The following is a 19718-nucleotide window of genomic DNA, read 5'->3' on the forward strand; positions in this document are numbered from 1 at the left end:
GGGATGGGCATTTTGCATTTCAAGGCCAAGTTACAAAATTTTTTCCTAAATACTTTATAAAAATTGCAGCATTCACCCTAGAATGCGCATAAATATGCCGTTTTAATGCCCACCAACTTTCAAGAATAAATGCTGTATTTGAGATTTAGTATCAACTAAAAGATCTTTTATGCGCCTCAAATGCCTTGATTCGATTTTCCGTACCCCTAAAAAGCAAAGAGGGAGCATTATGCTGTTAATTGCTCCCTCATCGCTTGTTAAGTCTTTTATTTCTAGCCCTTAGCTTGCGCCTTGTCAGAACTTTTAGCTGTCGTAGCATCCTCTAGCGTGGCTGCAGCTTCGGTATCTGCAGTAGCACTTTCTAAGGTGGCTGCGCTTTGGGCGGCTAGCTTATCTTTGACAATGGTAGCCTTTTCAATGGACTTAGCCACATCGCTAGCATTTGGAATCTCTACGCCCTTAGCAGCGAGCTTTTCATTGTGCTTTTGAGCAAGCTCTGGGAAACGCTGCAGCAGATCTTTTTCAGCTGAGGTAGGCAGACCTTTCTCAGCTGCTTTAACATCTTTGGCAACTTTAAGATTAACCTTGGCGCGGGTAGTAATCACGACACCAAATAAAATCAAGAAAGCACCAATGATTTGAGCAGGTAGAATCTCCTCGCCTAAGAAAAGCACGCCTACAAAGCCACCGGTTAGAGGAACTAAGTAAACAAATACGCCGGCTTTAGATGCACCCACGATGGACATAGCGTAGTTCCAGGATACGAATGCAAACAGACCTGAGAAGAACACTAAGTAACCAAAACCTAAAATAGCCTCTTGAGTAACGGTATAGACTTCTAAAGTACCTGTAACAGCACCAACGCTATAGCACATCAGTGCACCGAACATACCTGACCAAGCTGTCATACCGATAGTACCGATGCGACCATGAATGTTCCATGAAATAACAGCATAGGCTGACCATGCTATTTCACAGACCAAGATCATGATGTCACCATAGTTAAACTCGAGGTTTAACAAATTGTTGATAGATCCCTTAGATACGATGGTTACAGCACCGGCACATGAAATAGCAATACCGACCCAGCCACCTTTGCTAAGGCGTTCACCTAAGAAGAAGAAAGCCAAGATGGTAGTAGCAGTTGGGCCGATACTTTCAATTAAAGCGGTATTAGTAGCAGTGGTGTAGTTAAGGCCATAAAAGAGCAAGCCGTTGTGAACCAAGATACCCATAAAGCCCATTGCTGCTGCAATGTAGAGCACCTCGCGCGATGGCTTTAAGTCTTTCTTATTGCCTGTAATGATTAGGTATAAGAATAAGATCGCAGCCATGATGGCAAAACGAGTGCCGGTAATGAGTAAAGGAGAGAAGGCCTCTACGGTGAACTTACCGCTAGCCGGTGTAGCACCCCAAATCAAGCATACTACTAGCAGTAGTATGTAGTACTTAGCTTGGGACATTTTTTGACCTCTGCAAAACGAGAAATAAAACAACATGACACTCTTCACCACAAGAGTAAGTCATGTTTGAAAACTCAAAGCAGCCTAACTGAAGTTGTTCTTGAAAATACTTTGGTCTTTGAGTTTTGTAATGGTAGACAACTATCTATTGCACGCTCTAAAAATAACTCTGGCTATAAAGCCATGGAAAAAGCCTACCAGCGCACATTGTGCACTCAAGCTGTTAAGAGCATGTGCTGATGAAAGTTAGCTTAATGTAATGTCTGCCTAATCATGAGTAAGGCTAGACTTATTTAAAAGAGCATCGTCGCTCTAGAAATCTTGCCACTCGTATCAACTGACATTGCGACTTTAGAGCTTGAAGAGGAGAGTTATTCGTCATCCTTTATCTCCTCGAATTTGGCATCCTTGATTTCTTTTTCAGCTTGGAAACGTGACTTCATTTCTTCTACTGTGGCCTTGCCTGCATCTGGACGCATAGTTGGAATATTGCCCTGTTGTTCCTTAGCAAATGCCTCAGCTTCCTTTTCTAAATCACGAGCACTTTTGCCATAAGGATCTGTACCCTTGCTAGCAAAGCCAAAGACGCTTGCCTTTTCAAAGACCTTACCTGAGAACATGCCCTCAACTAAGCCTGACTTTAAGCTCAGTAATAAAAACAGCAGTGCAAAAGCATCAGTAATAAAACCTGGAATCACAAATAAAGCGATGATGCCCTGATCTTTTAAGCAGCGCATACGTAAGGAGGAGATGAATGCGCCTCTAGCACTAGCATCAGTGTTTTCAATAGTGCTCATAACCTTCTTGAATAAAGGATCAGACTCATCGCCCGCCCCCGTATTCATTAAGATCTGCATTGCAAAGTGCAATACCTTAAGGTCATGGGCTAAAACCTTACGAGTAATTGCTACACCGATATAGCCAATGGCAAAAATAAGGAAAATAGCAGCTAAGTAGCCTAAAGCGTCACCCACGAGCACGAATGCATAAATCTCTAGTGCAAACCATAAAAAGAAGATGACAAGTAATGGCATACGGAGCTCCTGAAAGGCAAGTACAGGCGTTTAATGGTATATAAACTAAAAAAGCACGCTCGAGGGCGTACTCTTTGTAGTGCAATAGCGCCAAGCTTAAGTTTGTTCTGATGCGCGGGGGTAAGGATAAGAGAGAGCCTCTTATCTATAAGTTTTGCCATGCAAACCTATTCTTCGACTGCTAAAACATACTGTAAAGGACGTTTTATGAATTGTCGAAGCAGCTTTCTTTTAACAGATGATAGGTCTGTACCTCTATTATATTGGGCTTTGCAAAATTATACTGATGGATCATTAGTGCAAATTTTTCTCAACTACTAAAAGATCCTTTGCGGCAATTTGGCATACCACACACAAGCACATATCTATGCAGTTTTACTCAAATCAATTGAGTTAGCCTAGGCTTTTACAGCATTCATTATTTCCTAATTATCTCACGTTTTAGAGCCGTTGCGATATTACAGTACACAAAGTACAAGATAAGGTGTTTTGACTAATCTTACTTACAGCTTATTGAAGATCCACTCAAGAAAACATAAGGCGACTGCTTGTGCATGCAAAAGCTTATTCCTTGTATCGTGCTACTATGCAAGCTCATCTTTAAGATTGCATCTTATTAGGCTGGTATTCAAATCTGTACAATGAGAATCTTATGCCTGTGACTGACATTACTTAGCAAGTTGCTAAGAAAAAACCGTATCATGCGTTGTAATATTAGCAACTGTTGCAAGTAGTTAATCAGCAATTCATCAGCTACATAAGCCCAAAGATCGTTGAAAACGAAAACTTTCTTAACTGTACTTTAAAGGAGATAAGCGCATTCTCCGCTTGATATAGCCAGGGGTATACGCGCTAAATGAGGATTATGACGCTTATTTCATTAGCTAACCGTCCCTTATCTGCTCTTACCTTGTCAAAAGTGAAGAGCCTTGCCATAGCTAGTGCCATCTCACTTTGTAGCATTCTAAGTGTAGGCGCTGCTAATGCTGCTACCGATAACCACAAGGCAAAAGTAAGCGAGCAACGACTTACCGATCCTGTCGTAATTGACTCACAACAATTCTCTGGCGGCTTTGGTATCAATGAAATTGACACTGGCGGAGTACTCAAGAACGCGCCTCCTACCGTCAATACCGACTTTTTAAATGGCTCTGGTGGACTAGAGAACAATTTCTTTTATGCAGGAGCTCCTGCTTTAGTCAATACCTTACCTTTTTATCTGGATGCAGACCTTGATGGTGGAGATGTTGTCTTCACTATCTCGATGCGCAATAAGTCATACGTTTATAAAAGCTCTATCCTCATCAATGGCAATAAAGATCAAGTACGCTTTAGTGACCCAATCATGCCTGAAGCTGTCATCCACAAAGATGCTTTAGGCACCTCCGAGGTTTACTTTGATCGTGTAGATATTCGCGTCCCTTTAATTAAGGCTACCTCTGGCGCAGTCTTAGACTTTAACTATCAAGGCTGTGACGAGTCAGGTATTTGCTATCCGCCACAACGCTTTACCTTTGTCATTAAAAAGACCATGAGCGAGGATCAAGTACTCCTGGCTCGAGAAGAGGCAAGCAAGGCGGCCAAAGCTAAAGATGAAGCTAAAGCTTTAGCAACCAAGGCCTCTGAAAACACAACTACCGACTCTGAGGCAAATGTAGCTGCAATCATGTCTGAAAATGACATGGATAAGATGCATGAGGCACCATTAGATCAAGACTACCCTCCTAATGGTATTGAGCCTACCGTAGCTGTTGGTAGTGCGCTCCTTAGCAACCTTTCTCGTCATGCTAGTGAATACAACAATAGCTCTAATGAAGATGTTTACAACTTCAAAACTCAAAGCATGTACAGCACCGAAGATCTCAATAAGATTGGTGTAACTTCAGTTGAGGAGCTATCTAAATACGCCACTGGTAACTATAACTTTGAAGGCGAAACTACATCCACTGATGCAGATGATAAAGATGAAGATGAGCTTAGCGATTCTGACAGTGCCACTACCTCTAGTGAACAGACCGTAACTAAATCATTTAATCCACCTGCGCAAAAGCGTAGCGTCATGGATTACATGATTGATACTGAGGGCAAGTCAGATGCGATCAGTGCATTGCTGACTGAAAATTTACTCATCGGTTTATTGTTATGCTTTGCCTTGGGTATTGGCCTTGACCTCACTCCATGTGTGCTGCCAATGCTGCCAATTTTCTCTGCCATGATCATTGGACCAAATGGCAATCGTCGCCCAATGGATCCATCAAGTCCTAATCAGAAAAAGGCTAATGTCGATTTAGATCTCTTGTCACGTGCCGAACGCCTAAAACATCTAGCATGGCAAAACTTTGGTTATGCCATGGGTCTTTCCTTAACCTACACCGTTCTTGGCGTGGCATTCTCACTTTTAGGTGCTCAGCTGCATGGCCTCCTGCAAAGCCCTGTGTTAACCGCTCTGATCGCCATCTTGCTCTTAATCTGTGCTGCAGCTTGTGCTGGCTGGTTTGAGCTCAAGCTACCGCAAGGCTTTACCAATAAACTGCAGTCTAAGATCTCAGTTCTCAACACCAGAAGTTTCTCTGGTGCATTCCTCTTAGGCCTGCTCTCAGCTTTAATTGCTAGCCCATGTACCTCAGCACCGCTTGCAGGTGCTCTGCTGTACGTTATGCAAAGTGGCAACCTCATGATCGGTGCCTTAGTGTTCTTTGCTATTGGCTTAGGTATGGCTGCTCCTTTATTTATTATTGGTGTATTTGGCTCTAAGTTCTTACAGCACTCAGGTATCGCAGGTGAGGTTATTAAGCGTGTTATGGCCATTATTCTAGTCGTTACCGCTTATGTCATTACCCGTCATATGATGGGCCGCTCTGAATCACTCTTTGCTGCAGCTACCATCTTTATCTGTAGCGCATATGCCTTGAGCACCATCTTATACATTATCGTACGTAAGAAGATGGCGGTATTAACCACTAGCATAAGCTGTATTGCTGCCGCAGCTCTGACTTTCATGTCGCTGCCATACATTCAAAAGAACAATGACCATAATACATACTCTGAGTTCTATGGCGCATCAAGTAAGTCATCTTTAAAGAATGTAACTGCTAATAACAAGTCATACGTAGTCTTCACAGCTGAGTGGTGTACCAATTGTAAGTACATGGAGAAGACCATTTACTCACAAAAGCCTTTCTTAGATGCTACCTCAAGCATGCGTCGTGTAGTCATCAATATCACTGATGCAGCCGACCCAAGCATCAAGGCATTAGTAGACAAGTACCACGTAGTTGGCGTGCCATTCTTTGTAACTCTTGATAAGGCTGGCAAGGTCGTAGATTCGGGCTTAGGTCTAGCCACTCAAGAGCAAGTACTCAAAGCCGTGGAAAACTTAAACAAGTTGCCATAGCACAAAGACACAATTGACAATCACACAGGCCCAATCCATCAGGTTTGGGCCTGTTTTGTTTTCAGCCACACAATATCTCATTTGGGCCTCATTTTTCAGCTGCACAATAGCTCATTTGGGCCTGTTTTGTTTTCAGCTACACAATAGCTCATTTGGGCCTATTTTTTCAGCAACATACCATGAGAACGTGCATTGTTGGTTTTTGCACATGAATGCAGCTTTATTGGCATTTGGCGTGCTGTATTAGACACTAATTGAGTGCTAGCGGTTTATAATGGCGTGGATGTGCCAACGGCACTAACTAGATTTCTTTAAGGAGTTACTAATGGGCGAGAGATTTACTATTGAGGGTACTGACGAAACTTTTGAGCCACGTCCTCCTGTCATTGTAGCCGAGATCTCGGGCAACCATCAGGGTCGTATTGAAGAGGCCATTGCGCTTATCGAACTTGCGCATGAGTGTGGTGCCGATATGGTAAAGATTCAGACCTATACTGAAGATTCCATTACCATTAACTGTGATCGCCCTGAGTTTAGAATCAATAGCGGACTGTGGAGTGGATATAAGCTCTATGATCTGTACAAAGAGGCTAAAACTCCACGTGAGTGGATGGATCCTTTATTTGCCCATGCTCGTGCTAAAGGCATTTCTTTATTTAGCTCCCCATTCTGCCCTGATGATGTTGACGTGCTTGAAAAGGCTGGATGCCCAGTCTATAAGATTGCATCATTTGAGCTTAACTACCCTCAGCTCATCGCCTACTGCGCTCAGACTAAAAAGCCTCTGGTCATGTCTACAGGCTTAGCTACCTTAGAAGAAATCGATTATGCAGTGAAAGTTGCTCAAGATAATGGCTGTAAAGATCTGACTATCTTGCACTGTGAAAGCCGTTATCCAGCTGATCCTAAGACTTTCAACCTCAACTCTATTCCGTTTTTCAAAGAGCGTTATGGCTGCAAGGCAGGCCTCTCTAACCACGCTATCGGCCATACCTTAGATATCGCAGCGACTGCCTTGGGCGCTGACATGATTGAAAAGCACTTTGCTCGCGATCGCGACAGCGGTATTGATGCAGCTTTTTCTATGACTCCTCAAGAGCTGCGTGATCTCAAAGATCAAAGCGTTATTGCAGCTATGTCCTTAGGCGTCAAAGGCATTAAGCTTGGTGATATCGACATGCAAAAGCGTGTTGATCGCCGCTCGGTATACTTAGTGCGTTCTTTAAAAGCTGGTGATGTGCTCACTGAAGATCACGTGCGTATTGTGCGCCCTGGTTGCGGTCTGGAGCCACGTAGATTAAAAGACTTCCTTGGCAAGAGAGCTACCAAAGATGTTGAAGCTCCAACCCCTCTGGCAGTAGATGACTTTAGACCTCTATAACATCTAACTAAGTCAAAAGCGAAAAAAGGCCCTAAAGTAATCTACCTTAGGGCCTTTTTTCATTTTGCTACAAGCTAGGCTTGTATCATAGACTTAAGAAAATTACTTCTTCTTAGCCTCTGGAGCAACAACTTCAACTAAGTCAATGCGGAATACTAAAGTTGAGTTAGGCTTAATTAAGTCGCCTGCGGCCATCTCGCCGTAAGCAAGATCAGATGGGATGTACAGCTCCATAGAGCCGCCTTCCTTCATTAACTGCAGACCCTCAATCCAACCTGGGATGATGTTAGCCAGTGGGAATGAGATAGGCTCTTGCTGCTCATCAAAAACAGTACCGTCGATTAAGGTGCCCTTGTAGGTTACACGAACGGTATCAGTTGGGGTAGGAGTCTTGCCCTTACCCTCCTTTAAAACCTTGTACTGCAGACCAGACTCAGTAGTCTTAACGCCTTCCTTCTTGGCGTTTTCCTCTAAGAACTTCTTGCCATCTTCTAAGGTCTTGCTAGCATCAGCCTTCTGCTTCTTATCTACGCCTTCACGAACCTTCTTGTCTAAGGTTACTAAGGTGTCAGAGATCTCTTCGTCAGATAAGGTGGTTGAAGAGTTTAATGCATCGATGAAACCCTTAATAACAATGTCGTTGTTAAGGCTACCAATGAACTCGCTCTGCTCACGGTGAATGGTTGCAATGTAAGAACCAACAGAAGCGCCTACAGAATAGGAAACCTTGTCCTCAAAAGAGCTCTTCTCATCAACCTTTACGTTAGCTGCTGCGCTAACAGCTGCAGATGCATCAGCACCCTTCTTGTCATCACCACCGCAAGCGGTAACTGCAAATACTGAAGCTGCCAGTAAGGAAATGGCTAAAATATTCTTCTTCATCAAAAACACCCAGCGCAAGGCCGGGTATTCCAGGAAGGTCATCTAACAGCCCTGGAATACCGCCTCAACGCATAACACATTAGAAAATGACACTTAAGTTAAGTGCGTTCTTAAGAGAGTTATCTCTCTTGTTGTCAGTAGCTTATCACTGTTGTATTAGCTAAAGCTTAGTCACATAAAATCTGATTTGACTGTGACTAGCTCAGATTTGTACTGTCCAACAGCAAAAGCATGCTAATAATGCCACAGACGCCGCTTTGTGTGCAAAAGATAAACAAAAAAAAGCACATAAGCGCAAATGTCTACGTCCATGTTACTTAAACTCATTAGCGCAAGTTGCAGTTGCCACAATGAGGCTCACACAGCATAGCCAAAGGCGCTTAAGGCCTATACCTCTATATTGATGGGATAAGTAGATAAATACTTGTGAAAATTAGCTTGTGAAGTGGTTGTACGAGCTTGCAGCAAGATTAATAGAAAAATCATTGCCATCATCATCGATAAGCCTAATGAGGCTGCTGTCGGTACTAAGTAAGTTTTGTGCAGATGGGGCATTGGTATCAGAGCTGTTGAGCACAGTGTCCTTTGCCTCAATCTTTCCAATGACGCTAACTAAAAAGCCTTTAAGCTCGGCATCTGCATTAAGCTCATTAAAGAAAGCTTCTTCGTGCTCAGATCTTAGAGTAAAGAGCAAGTTGTAGTCACCGCCACTGCTAAGACCATGGCGTAAGATCTTGGCATCATCAAGACCCAAGGTATCTTTAATCGATTTATCTAGCTTTACTAATGGCAGCTTGTTGCAGTTTAGCTTGGCAGCACAATTAGAGTGTTTAAGGATGTGGCTAAGATCGCCAAGTAAGCCATCGGATACATCAACAGCACACTTGCAGTATTTAACTAAGATCTCAACAAAGCGATGCATGCGCTCATCATAGCCATAAGAGGCTTGTTCAAAGGATGCAAAGACATCTTTATCTAACAGCTTTAGCTTTCCGTTATAGCCTGCCTCAACGTAGATGCCATTTCCGCCAATTGAGCCGGTACATAAGATGAGATCGCCAACCTTAGCACCTGAACGCAAGAGGCGAGCGTTAGGATCAACTTGCTTACCAAAAGCCGTGATATTCATGGACAAAGGAGCATCTTTAGTGGTGTATTTAGTGATATTGCCGCCAATGAGTGCGCACTTGTGGCGCTTAAGCGCATCCTCGATGCCTTTAGAAAATGGTGTCCAAAACTCATCAAGACCGATGTAACGCTCTGGCACTTCTAGCGCTAAAGTAATGAACTGAGGCTGTGATCCCATGGCATAGACATCTGAGAAGTTAACCTCAAGCGCACGAGATCCGAGTAAGAATGGATTAAAGCCACTAAAAAAGTGAACGCCCTCAATGAGTGAGTCGGTGGTAACGGCATAAGTTCCATCAAACTTTATCAAGGCTGCATCATCACCAATACCTACATCCAAGCCATTTTTACGGGCCTGACCGTCAAAGGCAGAGTTGAGATTAGCAAAGTACTTATGGATAAAGTCAAACTCATCAATGGCCATCATTTTCCCCACTCAATCGCATCATATTGCACTAACAACAAGTCCAAAAAGACTCGCTCAAGCCATTGCGCAGCTTTGGTCTAGAAGCATTTGCAAAACTATGGCGGTCTAAACGCATATGCAACACCAAAAATAGACGCATATGCAGCACCATGGCGATCTAAACTCAACTACAGCACATTAGCTCATGCATTATGCCAAATAAGAGAAGATCAGTAATGAGAAGAATTATATAAGAGCAATATAGCGCTGCCATGAACAAATCTACTAGAGTGGTAACTGCTAGTTGCAGATTGGAAAATGGTGGGCGTACCGACCGCTAGATTGATGGGGAGATGCTCAGCTTTAGGCTTGATGCTTGATGGGGAGATGCGTAGCTTGAAGCTCGAGGCTTGATGAGATGATGGATAAGTAGATGGGCTGCTTACTCTAGTGCGCACGGCTAAGCTAAGCTTAACGTTTTGAAGTATTTAGATGGGCTATTAATTCAGACCTGCAAGCAGGTCTGAACTTAACTGTCTTAACAAGGCATACATAAGCATGCTTAAGCTTATGCTGCCTTATCGATAGTTATTAGTTTTGGCCGTTTGGCTTGTTTGGTGACTGACGAATGGCCTTAACCACTTTGTCGAGTACACCGTTTACAAACTTATGACTGTCCTGCTCTGCAAATGACTTTGCCAGCATGATGGACTCATTGATGACAACCTTGAATGGCACATCCTGACGGTAGTTAAGCTCGAAAGTACCAAGGCGTAAAATGGCCTTGTCTACCTGATCTAACTCCTTGAGTGGGCGAGACAGGTAAGGCTCAAATACACTATCGAGGAAATCGCAATTAGCGATAACACCCTGAATCAGATCGTGCATATATTCAAGATCAGCACCCTGAACTGGCTGATCTTCGAGGAACTGCTCTTCAATGGTGTGACCAGGCATGCCAGTCAATTGCCACTGATAAATAGCCTGCAAGGCAAAATGACGTGCCTTGTGACGCATGGCCGGGGTAGCTGAACCCTCTGTTTGATCCATATAAACCTCTAATAAGATTATTTCGTTAGCAGGATATCTAATCCTCATCTTGCAGCCTCAGCGGCTGTAAATCATATGAGGCGACCAACCTGCATTAGATCGCAGAATTACTTCTTTGTGACGATGTGCTCAGACTCATCGTCCTGCACAAGCTTTAGAGCAAAGCAAACTTAAGCACATGATAGTGTGCCTAAATAGACAATCGCAACGCTCATAATATTCATGAGCATGACGGCACTAAAGATGGAGTATTATTTAAGTAAAACACCACCATCTCTTAGCTTGCAAAGCGCAAGAGTAATACGAGCTTGAGACTAATAAATTAGTTCTTGAGCTGACGCATTACATTGATCATTTCTAAAGCTGCAGCAGCGGCCTCAGAGCCCTTGTTACCAGCCTTAGAACCAGCACGCTGAACAGCCTCATCAATGGTGTTGGTGGTCAGAACACCGTTAGATACGATGGTCTGATTAGACAGGGTAACCTGAGTAATGCCTTTAGCACACTCATTGGCAACGATTTCAAAGTGGTAAGTTGAGCCACGGATTACGCAGCCTAATGCGATGAGAGCGTCATACTTACCGCTCTTAGCCATAGCCTCAAGAGCTAAAGGAATCTCAACAGCACCTGGTACGCGTACTACAGTGATGTTGTCATCCTCGATAAGACCGTCGCGGTGCAGAGTATCAATAGCACCTGCAAGTAAAGGCTCACAGATGAAGCTGTTGAAACGTGAAACTACGATGCCTACTTTAGCATCAGAGCAAGGCTTAACGCCTTCAATGAACTTAACGGCCATTAAACGGACTCCGGTAGACTCTAGGAGATAACAGGAAAAACCTAAACAAACCTGCTAAATATCAAATTCCTAGAGTTTTTCAAAACATGTTGTGCAGCAATGCTGCTAGAAATCTGGCGCTCTTAATTATGGCTAAAGAGCACATCATGGCATCTTTAGTCATCTAAAACGACGGATCAAAGCGCACACATCCGCCATTTTTAACTTTAAAAGTATAGCACGATTTCTAAAGAGCCTATCTGACCAATGTCAAAAGACGGCACAAAACACATCGTGATATACACAGCGATAAACGCAAGCAGTTGCGCTTATGCAAAGTACGCTGTTACTTACTTTTAGAAAAGGCACGCTTTGACTAACTGTTAGAAAAAGCCGTTTTGCTGCAGGGTTTCTAATGTTAAACCCTCTTTTTTCTGACCATCTGCTTTTTCATCTTGTGCATTAGCACTCATAAGACGCTCTAAGTAACGAGCAAGCACATCAACCTCAAGATTGACCTTTGATCCTGGTCTAAAGCTAGTCGCAATTTCGCTTACGGTATGCGGAATTAAGGTTAAGCGAAAATCAGTATCACGTACTTCATTTACGGTAAGGGATACACCATCAACCGCAATTGATCCCTTCATAGCAATATAACGCTTAAGGTGCTCAGGTGCCTGAATCCAAATAGTCAGGGCCTCATCCACGCGATAGTTTTGCAGCACAGTACCTACACCATCGACGTGACCTTGCATGATGTGACCACCAAGACGAGTATGTGGAGTACATGCAAGCTCTAAATTCACCTCAGTACCTACGGTGTAATACTTAAAGCAGGTTAAGTCCACGCTTTCAAAGGATAAGTCGGCCTCATAGGCATCCTCATGCAGAGCAGTTGCAGTTAAGCATACGCCATTAGTAGCAATGGAATCACCCAAGCGTACTCTGTCTTTTAAAAACTCAGGCTTAGTGCGTACCACAATATGCGCACCTTTACCGTTTTGCTCGATAGTCTGAATAACGCCTTTGCTCTCTACAATTCCTGTAAACATGATCAAACCCTTGCTAAGTTCTGCAGCACATAAGAGCAAAAATTAAGCTAAAGCACATTCATTTGCTGTTAATTGCTCTAAAGTTTGCTTAGCTTACCACAACACAACAAGCTAAGGGGTAAGCCATGAATGTCTTGTTAAGACCATACAAAAATCGCGCTGCCAAAGACTCATAAGCCTTCAACCGCGCGATAAAAACATACAAACAATTAAGCTCAGTTACACGAGGTGCTACCACATCACTACTTAGTCTCGTGAACCTCACTATTCAAAGTTAGGCTTTCTTTTTGGAATAGTTAGGCTTTCTTTTTGGAGCTGCGCTTTTTAGTGAGTACTAGGCCAATGTTGTCACCAAAAGTACGTACCTTACACTTATCAAACTTCATCGCATTAGCAAGACGCTTTGGCTCTGCGATCGCAAAGGCACTCTTAGCATTTTGGCCTAAGAGCATTGGGGCGATATAGCAATAGCACTCATCGACTAAATCTTGCTCTAGGAACGAAGAGCCTAAATTAGAACCAGCCTCAACCATTGCCACACGAATATCCTTAGAGCCTAAGAAGTCCATGACAGCGTTAAGTGAAGCATGCTCTTTACCATCAGTACCCAAGGCAAATGGGACTACGAGAATCTTGACACGCTCTGACCACTGCTCGACAACAAAGTTAGCGCCTCGAGCTATGACCTTATCTTGATTGATATGCCAGCTGACGCACATCTCCTTGGGAGCAACCTTATTTTTCGCCGCTAAGGCAGATTTTGTAGTCTTTGCCTTTGGCTCGATTGAAGCACTCACCTCCACGCGCTTACGATCAGCCTTCTTTGTAGTGGCTGCTTTTCTAGACTTGCTAGCTTTATCTGCAGTAGCCTTTGCTGCAGTGCTCTTAGTAGCAGATGACTTTGCAGCAATGCTCTTAGTAGCAGTGGCCTTTGTACCACTGCTCTTAGCGGAAGTGGCCTTTGTACTGCTGCTCTTAGCGGAAGTGGCCTTTGTACTGCTGCTCTTGGCGGCAGCTGCCTTTGTGGCAGTACTCTTAGTGGCAGTACTCTTATCTGCAGTTGTTTTTGATGCTGTGGCCTTAGCATCAGCGCTCTTAGATGATGAAGCTCCCTTGGCTTTTCGTGACTTAGTGGCGGCACTTGCCTTTGACTCAGTACCATCTCCTGCGGCGCAACACATACAATCTGTTGTAGCGTCAGCTTGAGATGAGGTCTGTGCAGCTTTCTTTACTTTGCTAGTGCGTTTTGGAGCAGCATTTGGATCGGCAAAGGACTCATTAGTGCCTACGACTATGTAGTTCTCACCAGAGGTAAAGATGGCGTATTTGTCTAAATCTTTTAAAGAGTAATTTGGCAAAAGCTGGGCATGGCTATCGATAATTACCTTGATTGGCTGGGTAATTAAAGTAGTATCCAAACCAGTTAAGAGCTTAATTGGTACATCCTCAAGACGCACATTGAGCTTTGGGTTGTCTGAAGTAATAGTCTTGTGCGAGGTAATGAGGGCATCTGACCATAATCTTAAACGCTGTACATCCGAACGACAGGCATTATTGGTAATCCACTTAGACTCTCCAGTGGATAAAGCTACCTTGCCATCTAAAGACATGCCGTACTTTAAGATAGTAAATGGTCTACCACTCTTAATGGACTTAAAGAAGGCTCGATTGAGCTTAACGCACTTTTTAGCGATCTTGCCTGATGCAATCTTGACCTCAATACCAGACTCTTCAAGCATCTTAATGCCACGACCTGAGACCTTTGGGTTTGGATCAGTTGAACCAATCACCACACGTGAGATACCGGCATCAATTAGTGCCTTAGCACAAGGTGGAGTGCGGCCATAATGAGAGCATGGCTCTAAAGTCACATATGCAGTAGCGTTATTGACCTGATAGTCGGCTGCTCTGAGTGCCATAATCTCAGCATGTGGCTGACCTGCACAGTGGTGATAACCCATACCTAGGATCTTACTATCACGAACAATGACACAGCCTACAGCAGGATTTGGCGAGGTAGTGAAGCGCCCCTTTTGCGCTTCAGCTAAAGCCATTTCTAAGTAATACTCATCACTATGCTTTTGCTTACCCATAGCGAAACTCCAAAGCCGATTTGCCACACACCCAGGTATTTTTAGTACCCATAAAAAAACAAAGAGCCACATCTTTAAGCATGTTGCCTTCAGATGCAGCTCACATTGAACCTAAAGCTTATTTAGGTTTATCGATCTTGCATTTGCAGCATTAAATCTTAGTATGTGTGATTTTACACAACCTAAAAGAAAGTATGCTACACAAATGCCAATAGTGTTAAACAACTACAAAAAAGTCTACATAAACTTGCACCCTTGGTGCATCTGTAACTTATCAAAAGCCATAAAACATGGCTAATGGCAGTTGTTACTTACAAAGATCGTAATTTAAATTAGTCGGCGTATACAGGGAACTTAGCGCATAAGGCCTGAACCTTAGCACGAGCAGCCTCAATTACGCTCTCATCCTTGTAGTTATCTAAAACATCACACATGATGTTAGCTAACTCGCGAACCTCAGCCTCCTTGAAACCACGACGGGTGCAAGCTGGAGTACCGATACGCAGACCAGAAGTAACAAATGGGCTACGTGGATCGCCAGGAACTGAGTTCTTGTTGACGGTGATGTTAGCTGCGCCTAAAGCTGCCTCAGCATCCTTACCAGTCATCTCAAGACCGATGAAGTCTAATAAGAATAAGTGGTTCTGAGTGCCGCCGGATACAACCTTGTAACCACGCTGCATAACAACTTCGCACATTGCCTTAGCGTTAGCTACTACCTGCTTTTGGTACTCAACGAACCAAGGCTCCATAGCCTCCTTGAATAAAACAGCCTTAGCAGCGATAACGTGCATTAAAGGACCGCCCTGTGAACCAGGGAAGATGGCAGAGTTCAGACGCTTGTAGATGTTCTCGTCGTGGCAGTTAGATAAGATAAGACCAGAACGTGGGCCACCTAAGGTCTTGTGGGTGGTGGTGGTAACTACGTGGGCGTGGTCGATTGGAGATGGGTATATGCCAGCAGCTACTAAGCCTGCTACGTGAGCCATATCAACGAGCAGATATGCGCCAACCTCGTCAGCGATCTCACGCATCTTCTTCCAATCAACGATGCCTGAGTAAGCAGAGAAGCCAGCTACTACAACCTTTGGCTTGCACTCAAGAGCCATCTTACGGATGTTCTCGTAGTCAAGCTCACCTGCCTCGTTTACTTCGTATTGAACAGAGTTGTAAACCTTACCAGAGAAGCTTACAGATGCACCGTGGGTTAAGTGACCGCCGGAGGCTAAGGATAAACCTAAGATAGTGTCACCTGGATTGCACAGAGCCATGTAGGCTGCACAGTTAGCCTGGGAACCAGCGTGTGGCTGTACGTTTGCGTATTCGCACTTGAACAGCTTGCAAGCACGCTCGATTGCTAAGCTCTCAATAACGTCTACGTACTCACAACCACCATAGTAACGCTTGCCAGGGTAACCCTCAGCATACTTGTTGGTCATTTGAGAACCCTGAGCTTCCATTACGCAACGGCTAGCGTAGTTCTCAGAAGCGATAAGCTCAATATGATCTTCCTGACGACGATCTTCTGCATCCATTGCAGCAAAAAGTTCTGGATCGTATTGGGCGATAGACTTGGAATTATTGATCATCATATGCGTGATTACTGTCCGCTACAGCGCCATGTACACAACACTGCAACGAGGACTTCTCCTGATAAAGCGTCAGGCAACTTTCAAATGCAGCTAGTAAACTTCGCCACATCCTCAGTCGCGCCAAACTGCGATGCAAAAGCATCACAATAACCAACAAGTGCAAGACAATCGTGCGATTGTCTTTAATAAAGGTCACTAAAACATCTTTAGGACTCTTTGCCCAAACCATTCACCATTGCATGAAGTAAACAACTATGCCATGCAAAAAGGTATCGTTTAACAGTTATCGCTACTCAAAGAGTAGCCATTTTTTTGAGAAATACCGCTACATTCACCAATTAATGGCGCTTTATACAAGCTAATGCATCAAGGGTGAATAATGGATGAGAATGGGTTCGGCGAAAAACCCTAAGTTAATGACAGGGAGATGTTCGACTGTGATACATCTGCAGCGCTGACTGGGCTTCAGATGACCTGACGAACGGAACGACGCAAATTTTAACACAAACATGCCAAATGATAAGCAGATCTCATTGTCATGGCGCTAAAAAATTACAACTTCACTTTTAACATCCTCAACAAACCTTTATAAGTCCTCAACATGCTGAAAATGCCCCAATATTCAGCACAAAGATTTTACAGCTGATTCAACTATTATCAGCAAAATGCAGAAACTTCTCTAAGGCAGGATCACTCTAGATAATATCAAGATCAACATGAAGCTCTTTAGACCATAGACTTTCACTCTATGGCTATGGACATGCCTAAACCAAAGCAGTGTATACACCTTATGCGTATGCCTCTAATCTCAGGCATAAAGTTTTACTCGAAACTTCGTCATGGCAAGAGGCATTGGTAAGTATGTTTGAAGAGCATTACTTGTATAAAAGCTTAGGAACACAAGCAATACGTCCATGAAATAAATTTACATACACTTTTTACACTTTTCGTTGTACATAATTTAAAAGAGGGCTTAGAGTAGAGCCCCTCTTTGCATCTAAAAGTGAGCTAAGTTGCCTACTTTTTGACTAAAAAGGTGAAAAAGAGTAACAAATCAAGTGATTTTTTACAGATTTGACGCTTTTAGCTTTATTTGTGCACTTGTTCACAAGTCTTTTACGAGATTGTGCACTTTTGCCCTCTCATTAGGTCAAATAGACAATTATGCTCTCTGGCACTGAAAATTTGTAACATAGTGTCTACAAGCATAAACACTGTATTTAACTAATCCAGGATAGATATTGTCACGTACAACTTACTACGAGTAAGTACTACAAACAGGCTCAACAACGGCTTTAATCAAGACTCTTAACTATGTCTTAAGCCTTGTAATCTTTAGGTGCCATAATCCTACAAATGCAGCTCTAACTTTAGTTATGTGCACCAATGCATTTGTTTTAGGTGCTTAAAATGGCTTTTCACCTATCAGCATCATCTCAAGATACGCTGATAGTAAACAATGATCCTTATGGATACAGTAATTTTACTCATCGATTGTAAGGTCAATGCCACAGCACTCTAGTGTTATATCTGACTGGTTTTAGTAGCAAAAGCTGCACGCTGAATTCGACTTAAAAACGCTTAAAAAGTTTTAAACAGTGAAATAAATGCGCGGTTTTTGGTAAAATTGTAAAAATTTTGTTTGTTGGAGACGTACTTTGAGCAAATACAAAGTATTGGTTATCAACGGGCCAAATCTAAACTTCTTGGGCATCCGTGAGCCTAAGGTTTACGGTAAAGAGACCCTTGAGGATCTTATTAATAAGCTGCGTAAGCAAGCTTGTGAGCTTGGCATTGAGCTTGAGGACTTTCAATCTAATAGCGAAGGTGCCTTAGTTGATAGGATTCAACAAGCCTACGGTAAAGTAGACTTTATCTTAATTAACGCTGGAGCCTACACTCATACATCTGTAGCTCTGTTAGATGCACTAAGTTCGGTAGATACGCCGTTCATTGAGATTCATATCTCTAATGTGCATGCGCGTGAAGAGTTTAGACACCACTCCTACTTATCAGCCAAAGCTGTTGGCGTGATTGTAGGCTTTGGTTTAAACGGTTACTCATATGCCCTAGAACAGGCTTATCACCTACTAGAGGCATCAAAAAGCTAAAGCAGCTTTGCATCTCGTTACGAGATGGACTAAGTAGGATCTCAAAGAGATGCTACTTTACGACCGACATGAGCTTTGATAATGAGATTAGCGCAAGCTTACTTTGAGCTTAAATCACATTTTTACAATCCATCATCATAAGCACTAAAAGCTTTGGGAACTTTACCCTTAGTCTACAGGTCATAGAATAATCGCTTTTGATTAGCTACTCATTAAGCACCTAGCTTGTTTGTGTTAAATAGCTTAGTGAGTACAAAACAGCATCGTATCTTCAGATACGCACAGTATCTGCTTAAGTACTAAGCTGTTGTATGAATATTGCGCTTTACGTTGTACGCATCAGGTTGCTGTTGCGCTGTAATGCATCGCTAGTTTTTAAGTTTTTGCACCAAACAAGTAGTTAAAAGTGCCCTTAAACAAGGTGCTTTAGCTACATGCATAAAAAAAGCAGCTCTAGTTTAAAAACTGAACTTTTTTATGCTCAGCCACTTAATTTTAATTGCACATCTAATCGTGCTTTACAGGTGGCTAAGTTGCATCAACTGTTTTTCACAGCAGTTCTGCACCTTCTTTAAATATCAGTGTCGCTTACGTAGCTTCACTAGAAGAAGAACCTTAATGATTTAATTTGGTCTTTAGGTTAGTTGCAGTTCACTGCGCGTTTAAATTGGGAATCTACATGCAAATTGACATTCACAAGATCGCTAAATTGATTGATCTGGTATCCAACTCCGATGTTGCAGAAATCAATTTAAAGCAAGGTGAGGAAGAGCTCCGCATTTCTCGCCAGTCTACTGTGGTTGCACCTGCCGTACAAACCGTAGTTGCTGCTCCTGCACCTGTTGCTGCCGCCCCAGCTGTTGCAGCTGCTCCTGCCGCCGCACCAGCTCCAGCTGCTGCCCCTGCAGCCGTAGCCGCACCTGCTGCTGTCGATGATTCCAAGGTCATGCGTTCTACCATGGTCGGTACCTTCTACCGTGCTGCATCCCCTACCTCCGAGCCATTTGTTGAGGTTGGTGACACCGTTAAGGAAGGCCAGACTCTGTGCATCGTTGAAGCCATGAAGATGATCAACCAGATCCCTGCTGACCGCTCCGGCGTTATCAAGAAGATCCTGGTTGACAACGGCTCCACCGTTGAGTTCGACCAGCCAATTTTCGAGTTTGAATAAGACTCAACATCATCCTGATTAACTTGCTCGAAGCTAAGGGGAGTATTTCCCTTAGCTTATAGAAAACACTTGAGCAAGCTAAGCCTGTCAAATAAGCACAAGTCTTACGACAACACTATCAAGTACCAAGACTATCGGACGTTTGTAAACATAAGTTATCAGTTTGTTTGCTGATACTTACGT

At 43.3% G+C, this 19718-nt stretch carries 13 protein-coding genes; 4 read left to right on the plus strand and 9 right to left on the minus strand.

What is annotated here, in order from left to right; all coding sequences use genetic code 11:
- Nucleotides 1-272: 272 nt before the first annotated feature.
- Both H524_RS0102320 and H524_RS0102325 read right to left on the minus strand, forming a co-directional pair.
- Complete coding sequence (locus tag H524_RS0102320) at nucleotides 273-1463, minus strand: DMT family transporter (RefSeq protein ID WP_027939071.1); 1191 nt, start codon at nucleotides 1461-1463, stop codon at nucleotides 273-275.
- A gap of 371 nt (nucleotides 1464-1834) precedes the next feature.
- Complete coding sequence (locus H524_RS0102325) at nucleotides 1835-2497, minus strand: FxsA family protein (protein WP_027939072.1); 663 nt, start codon at nucleotides 2495-2497, stop codon at nucleotides 1835-1837.
- 865 nt (nucleotides 2498-3362) lie between these two features.
- Between H524_RS0102325 and H524_RS0102330 the strand changes: the two genes are divergently transcribed.
- Together H524_RS0102330 and pseI are read left to right on the plus strand one after the other, a co-directional pair.
- Complete coding sequence (locus tag H524_RS0102330) at nucleotides 3363-5891, plus strand: protein-disulfide reductase DsbD family protein (RefSeq protein WP_027939073.1); 2529 nt, start codon at nucleotides 3363-3365, stop codon at nucleotides 5889-5891.
- Between the two features lie 325 nt (nucleotides 5892-6216).
- Nucleotides 6217-7272: a pseudaminic acid synthase gene (gene pseI, locus H524_RS0102335; RefSeq protein WP_027939074.1), complete on the plus strand. Its 1056-nt coding sequence runs from the start codon at nucleotides 6217-6219 to the stop codon at nucleotides 7270-7272.
- A gap of 102 nt (nucleotides 7273-7374) precedes the next feature.
- Here the strand turns inward: pseI and H524_RS0102340 are convergent, their stop codons facing one another.
- The 7 genes from H524_RS0102340 to glyA form a co-directional block, all read right to left on the minus strand.
- Nucleotides 7375-8154 (minus strand): FKBP-type peptidyl-prolyl cis-trans isomerase, encoded by a 780-nt coding sequence (locus H524_RS0102340; RefSeq protein WP_027939075.1) that lies wholly within the window; start codon nucleotides 8152-8154, stop codon nucleotides 7375-7377.
- Between the two features lie 433 nt (nucleotides 8155-8587).
- Entirely contained in the window at nucleotides 8588-9709 is a 1122-nt protein-coding gene (gene thiL, locus H524_RS0102345; RefSeq protein ID WP_084281612.1) for a thiamine-phosphate kinase, read from the minus strand.
- A 570-nt stretch (nucleotides 9710-10279) separates the two neighbouring features.
- Complete coding sequence (gene nusB / locus H524_RS0102350; RefSeq protein WP_027939077.1) at nucleotides 10280-10738, minus strand: transcription antitermination factor NusB; 459 nt, start codon at nucleotides 10736-10738, stop codon at nucleotides 10280-10282.
- A 322-nt stretch (nucleotides 10739-11060) separates the two neighbouring features.
- Nucleotides 11061-11537: a 6,7-dimethyl-8-ribityllumazine synthase gene (gene ribH / locus H524_RS0102355; RefSeq protein ID WP_027939078.1), complete on the minus strand. Its 477-nt coding sequence runs from the start codon at nucleotides 11535-11537 to the stop codon at nucleotides 11061-11063.
- 362 nt (nucleotides 11538-11899) lie between these two features.
- Entirely contained in the window at nucleotides 11900-12568 is a 669-nt protein-coding gene (locus tag H524_RS0102360; protein WP_027939079.1) for a riboflavin synthase, read from the minus strand.
- Between the two features lie 296 nt (nucleotides 12569-12864).
- Nucleotides 12865-14661, minus strand: coding sequence for a bifunctional diaminohydroxyphosphoribosylaminopyrimidine deaminase/5-amino-6-(5-phosphoribosylamino)uracil reductase RibD (gene ribD, locus H524_RS16245; protein WP_052338854.1), 1797 nt, complete (start codon nucleotides 14659-14661; stop codon nucleotides 12865-12867).
- 332 nt (nucleotides 14662-14993) lie between these two features.
- Nucleotides 14994-16250, minus strand: coding sequence for a serine hydroxymethyltransferase (gene glyA, locus H524_RS0102370; RefSeq protein ID WP_027939080.1), 1257 nt, complete (start codon nucleotides 16248-16250; stop codon nucleotides 14994-14996).
- 1661 nt (nucleotides 16251-17911) lie between these two features.
- On the opposite strand from glyA, the gene aroQ reads away from it, so the two are divergent.
- Nucleotides 17912-18364, plus strand: coding sequence for a type II 3-dehydroquinate dehydratase (gene aroQ / locus H524_RS0102380; RefSeq protein WP_027939082.1), 453 nt, complete (start codon nucleotides 17912-17914; stop codon nucleotides 18362-18364).
- Between the two features lie 685 nt (nucleotides 18365-19049).
- Nucleotides 19050-19535, plus strand: coding sequence for an acetyl-CoA carboxylase biotin carboxyl carrier protein (gene accB / locus H524_RS0102385; RefSeq protein ID WP_027939083.1), 486 nt, complete (start codon nucleotides 19050-19052; stop codon nucleotides 19533-19535).
- The last annotated feature ends 183 nt before the right edge of the window (nucleotides 19536-19718 follow it).

The sequence above is a fragment of the Anaerobiospirillum succiniciproducens DSM 6400 genome (assembly GCF_000482845.1).
GTDB lineage: Bacteria > Pseudomonadota > Gammaproteobacteria > Enterobacterales > Succinivibrionaceae > Anaerobiospirillum > Anaerobiospirillum succiniciproducens.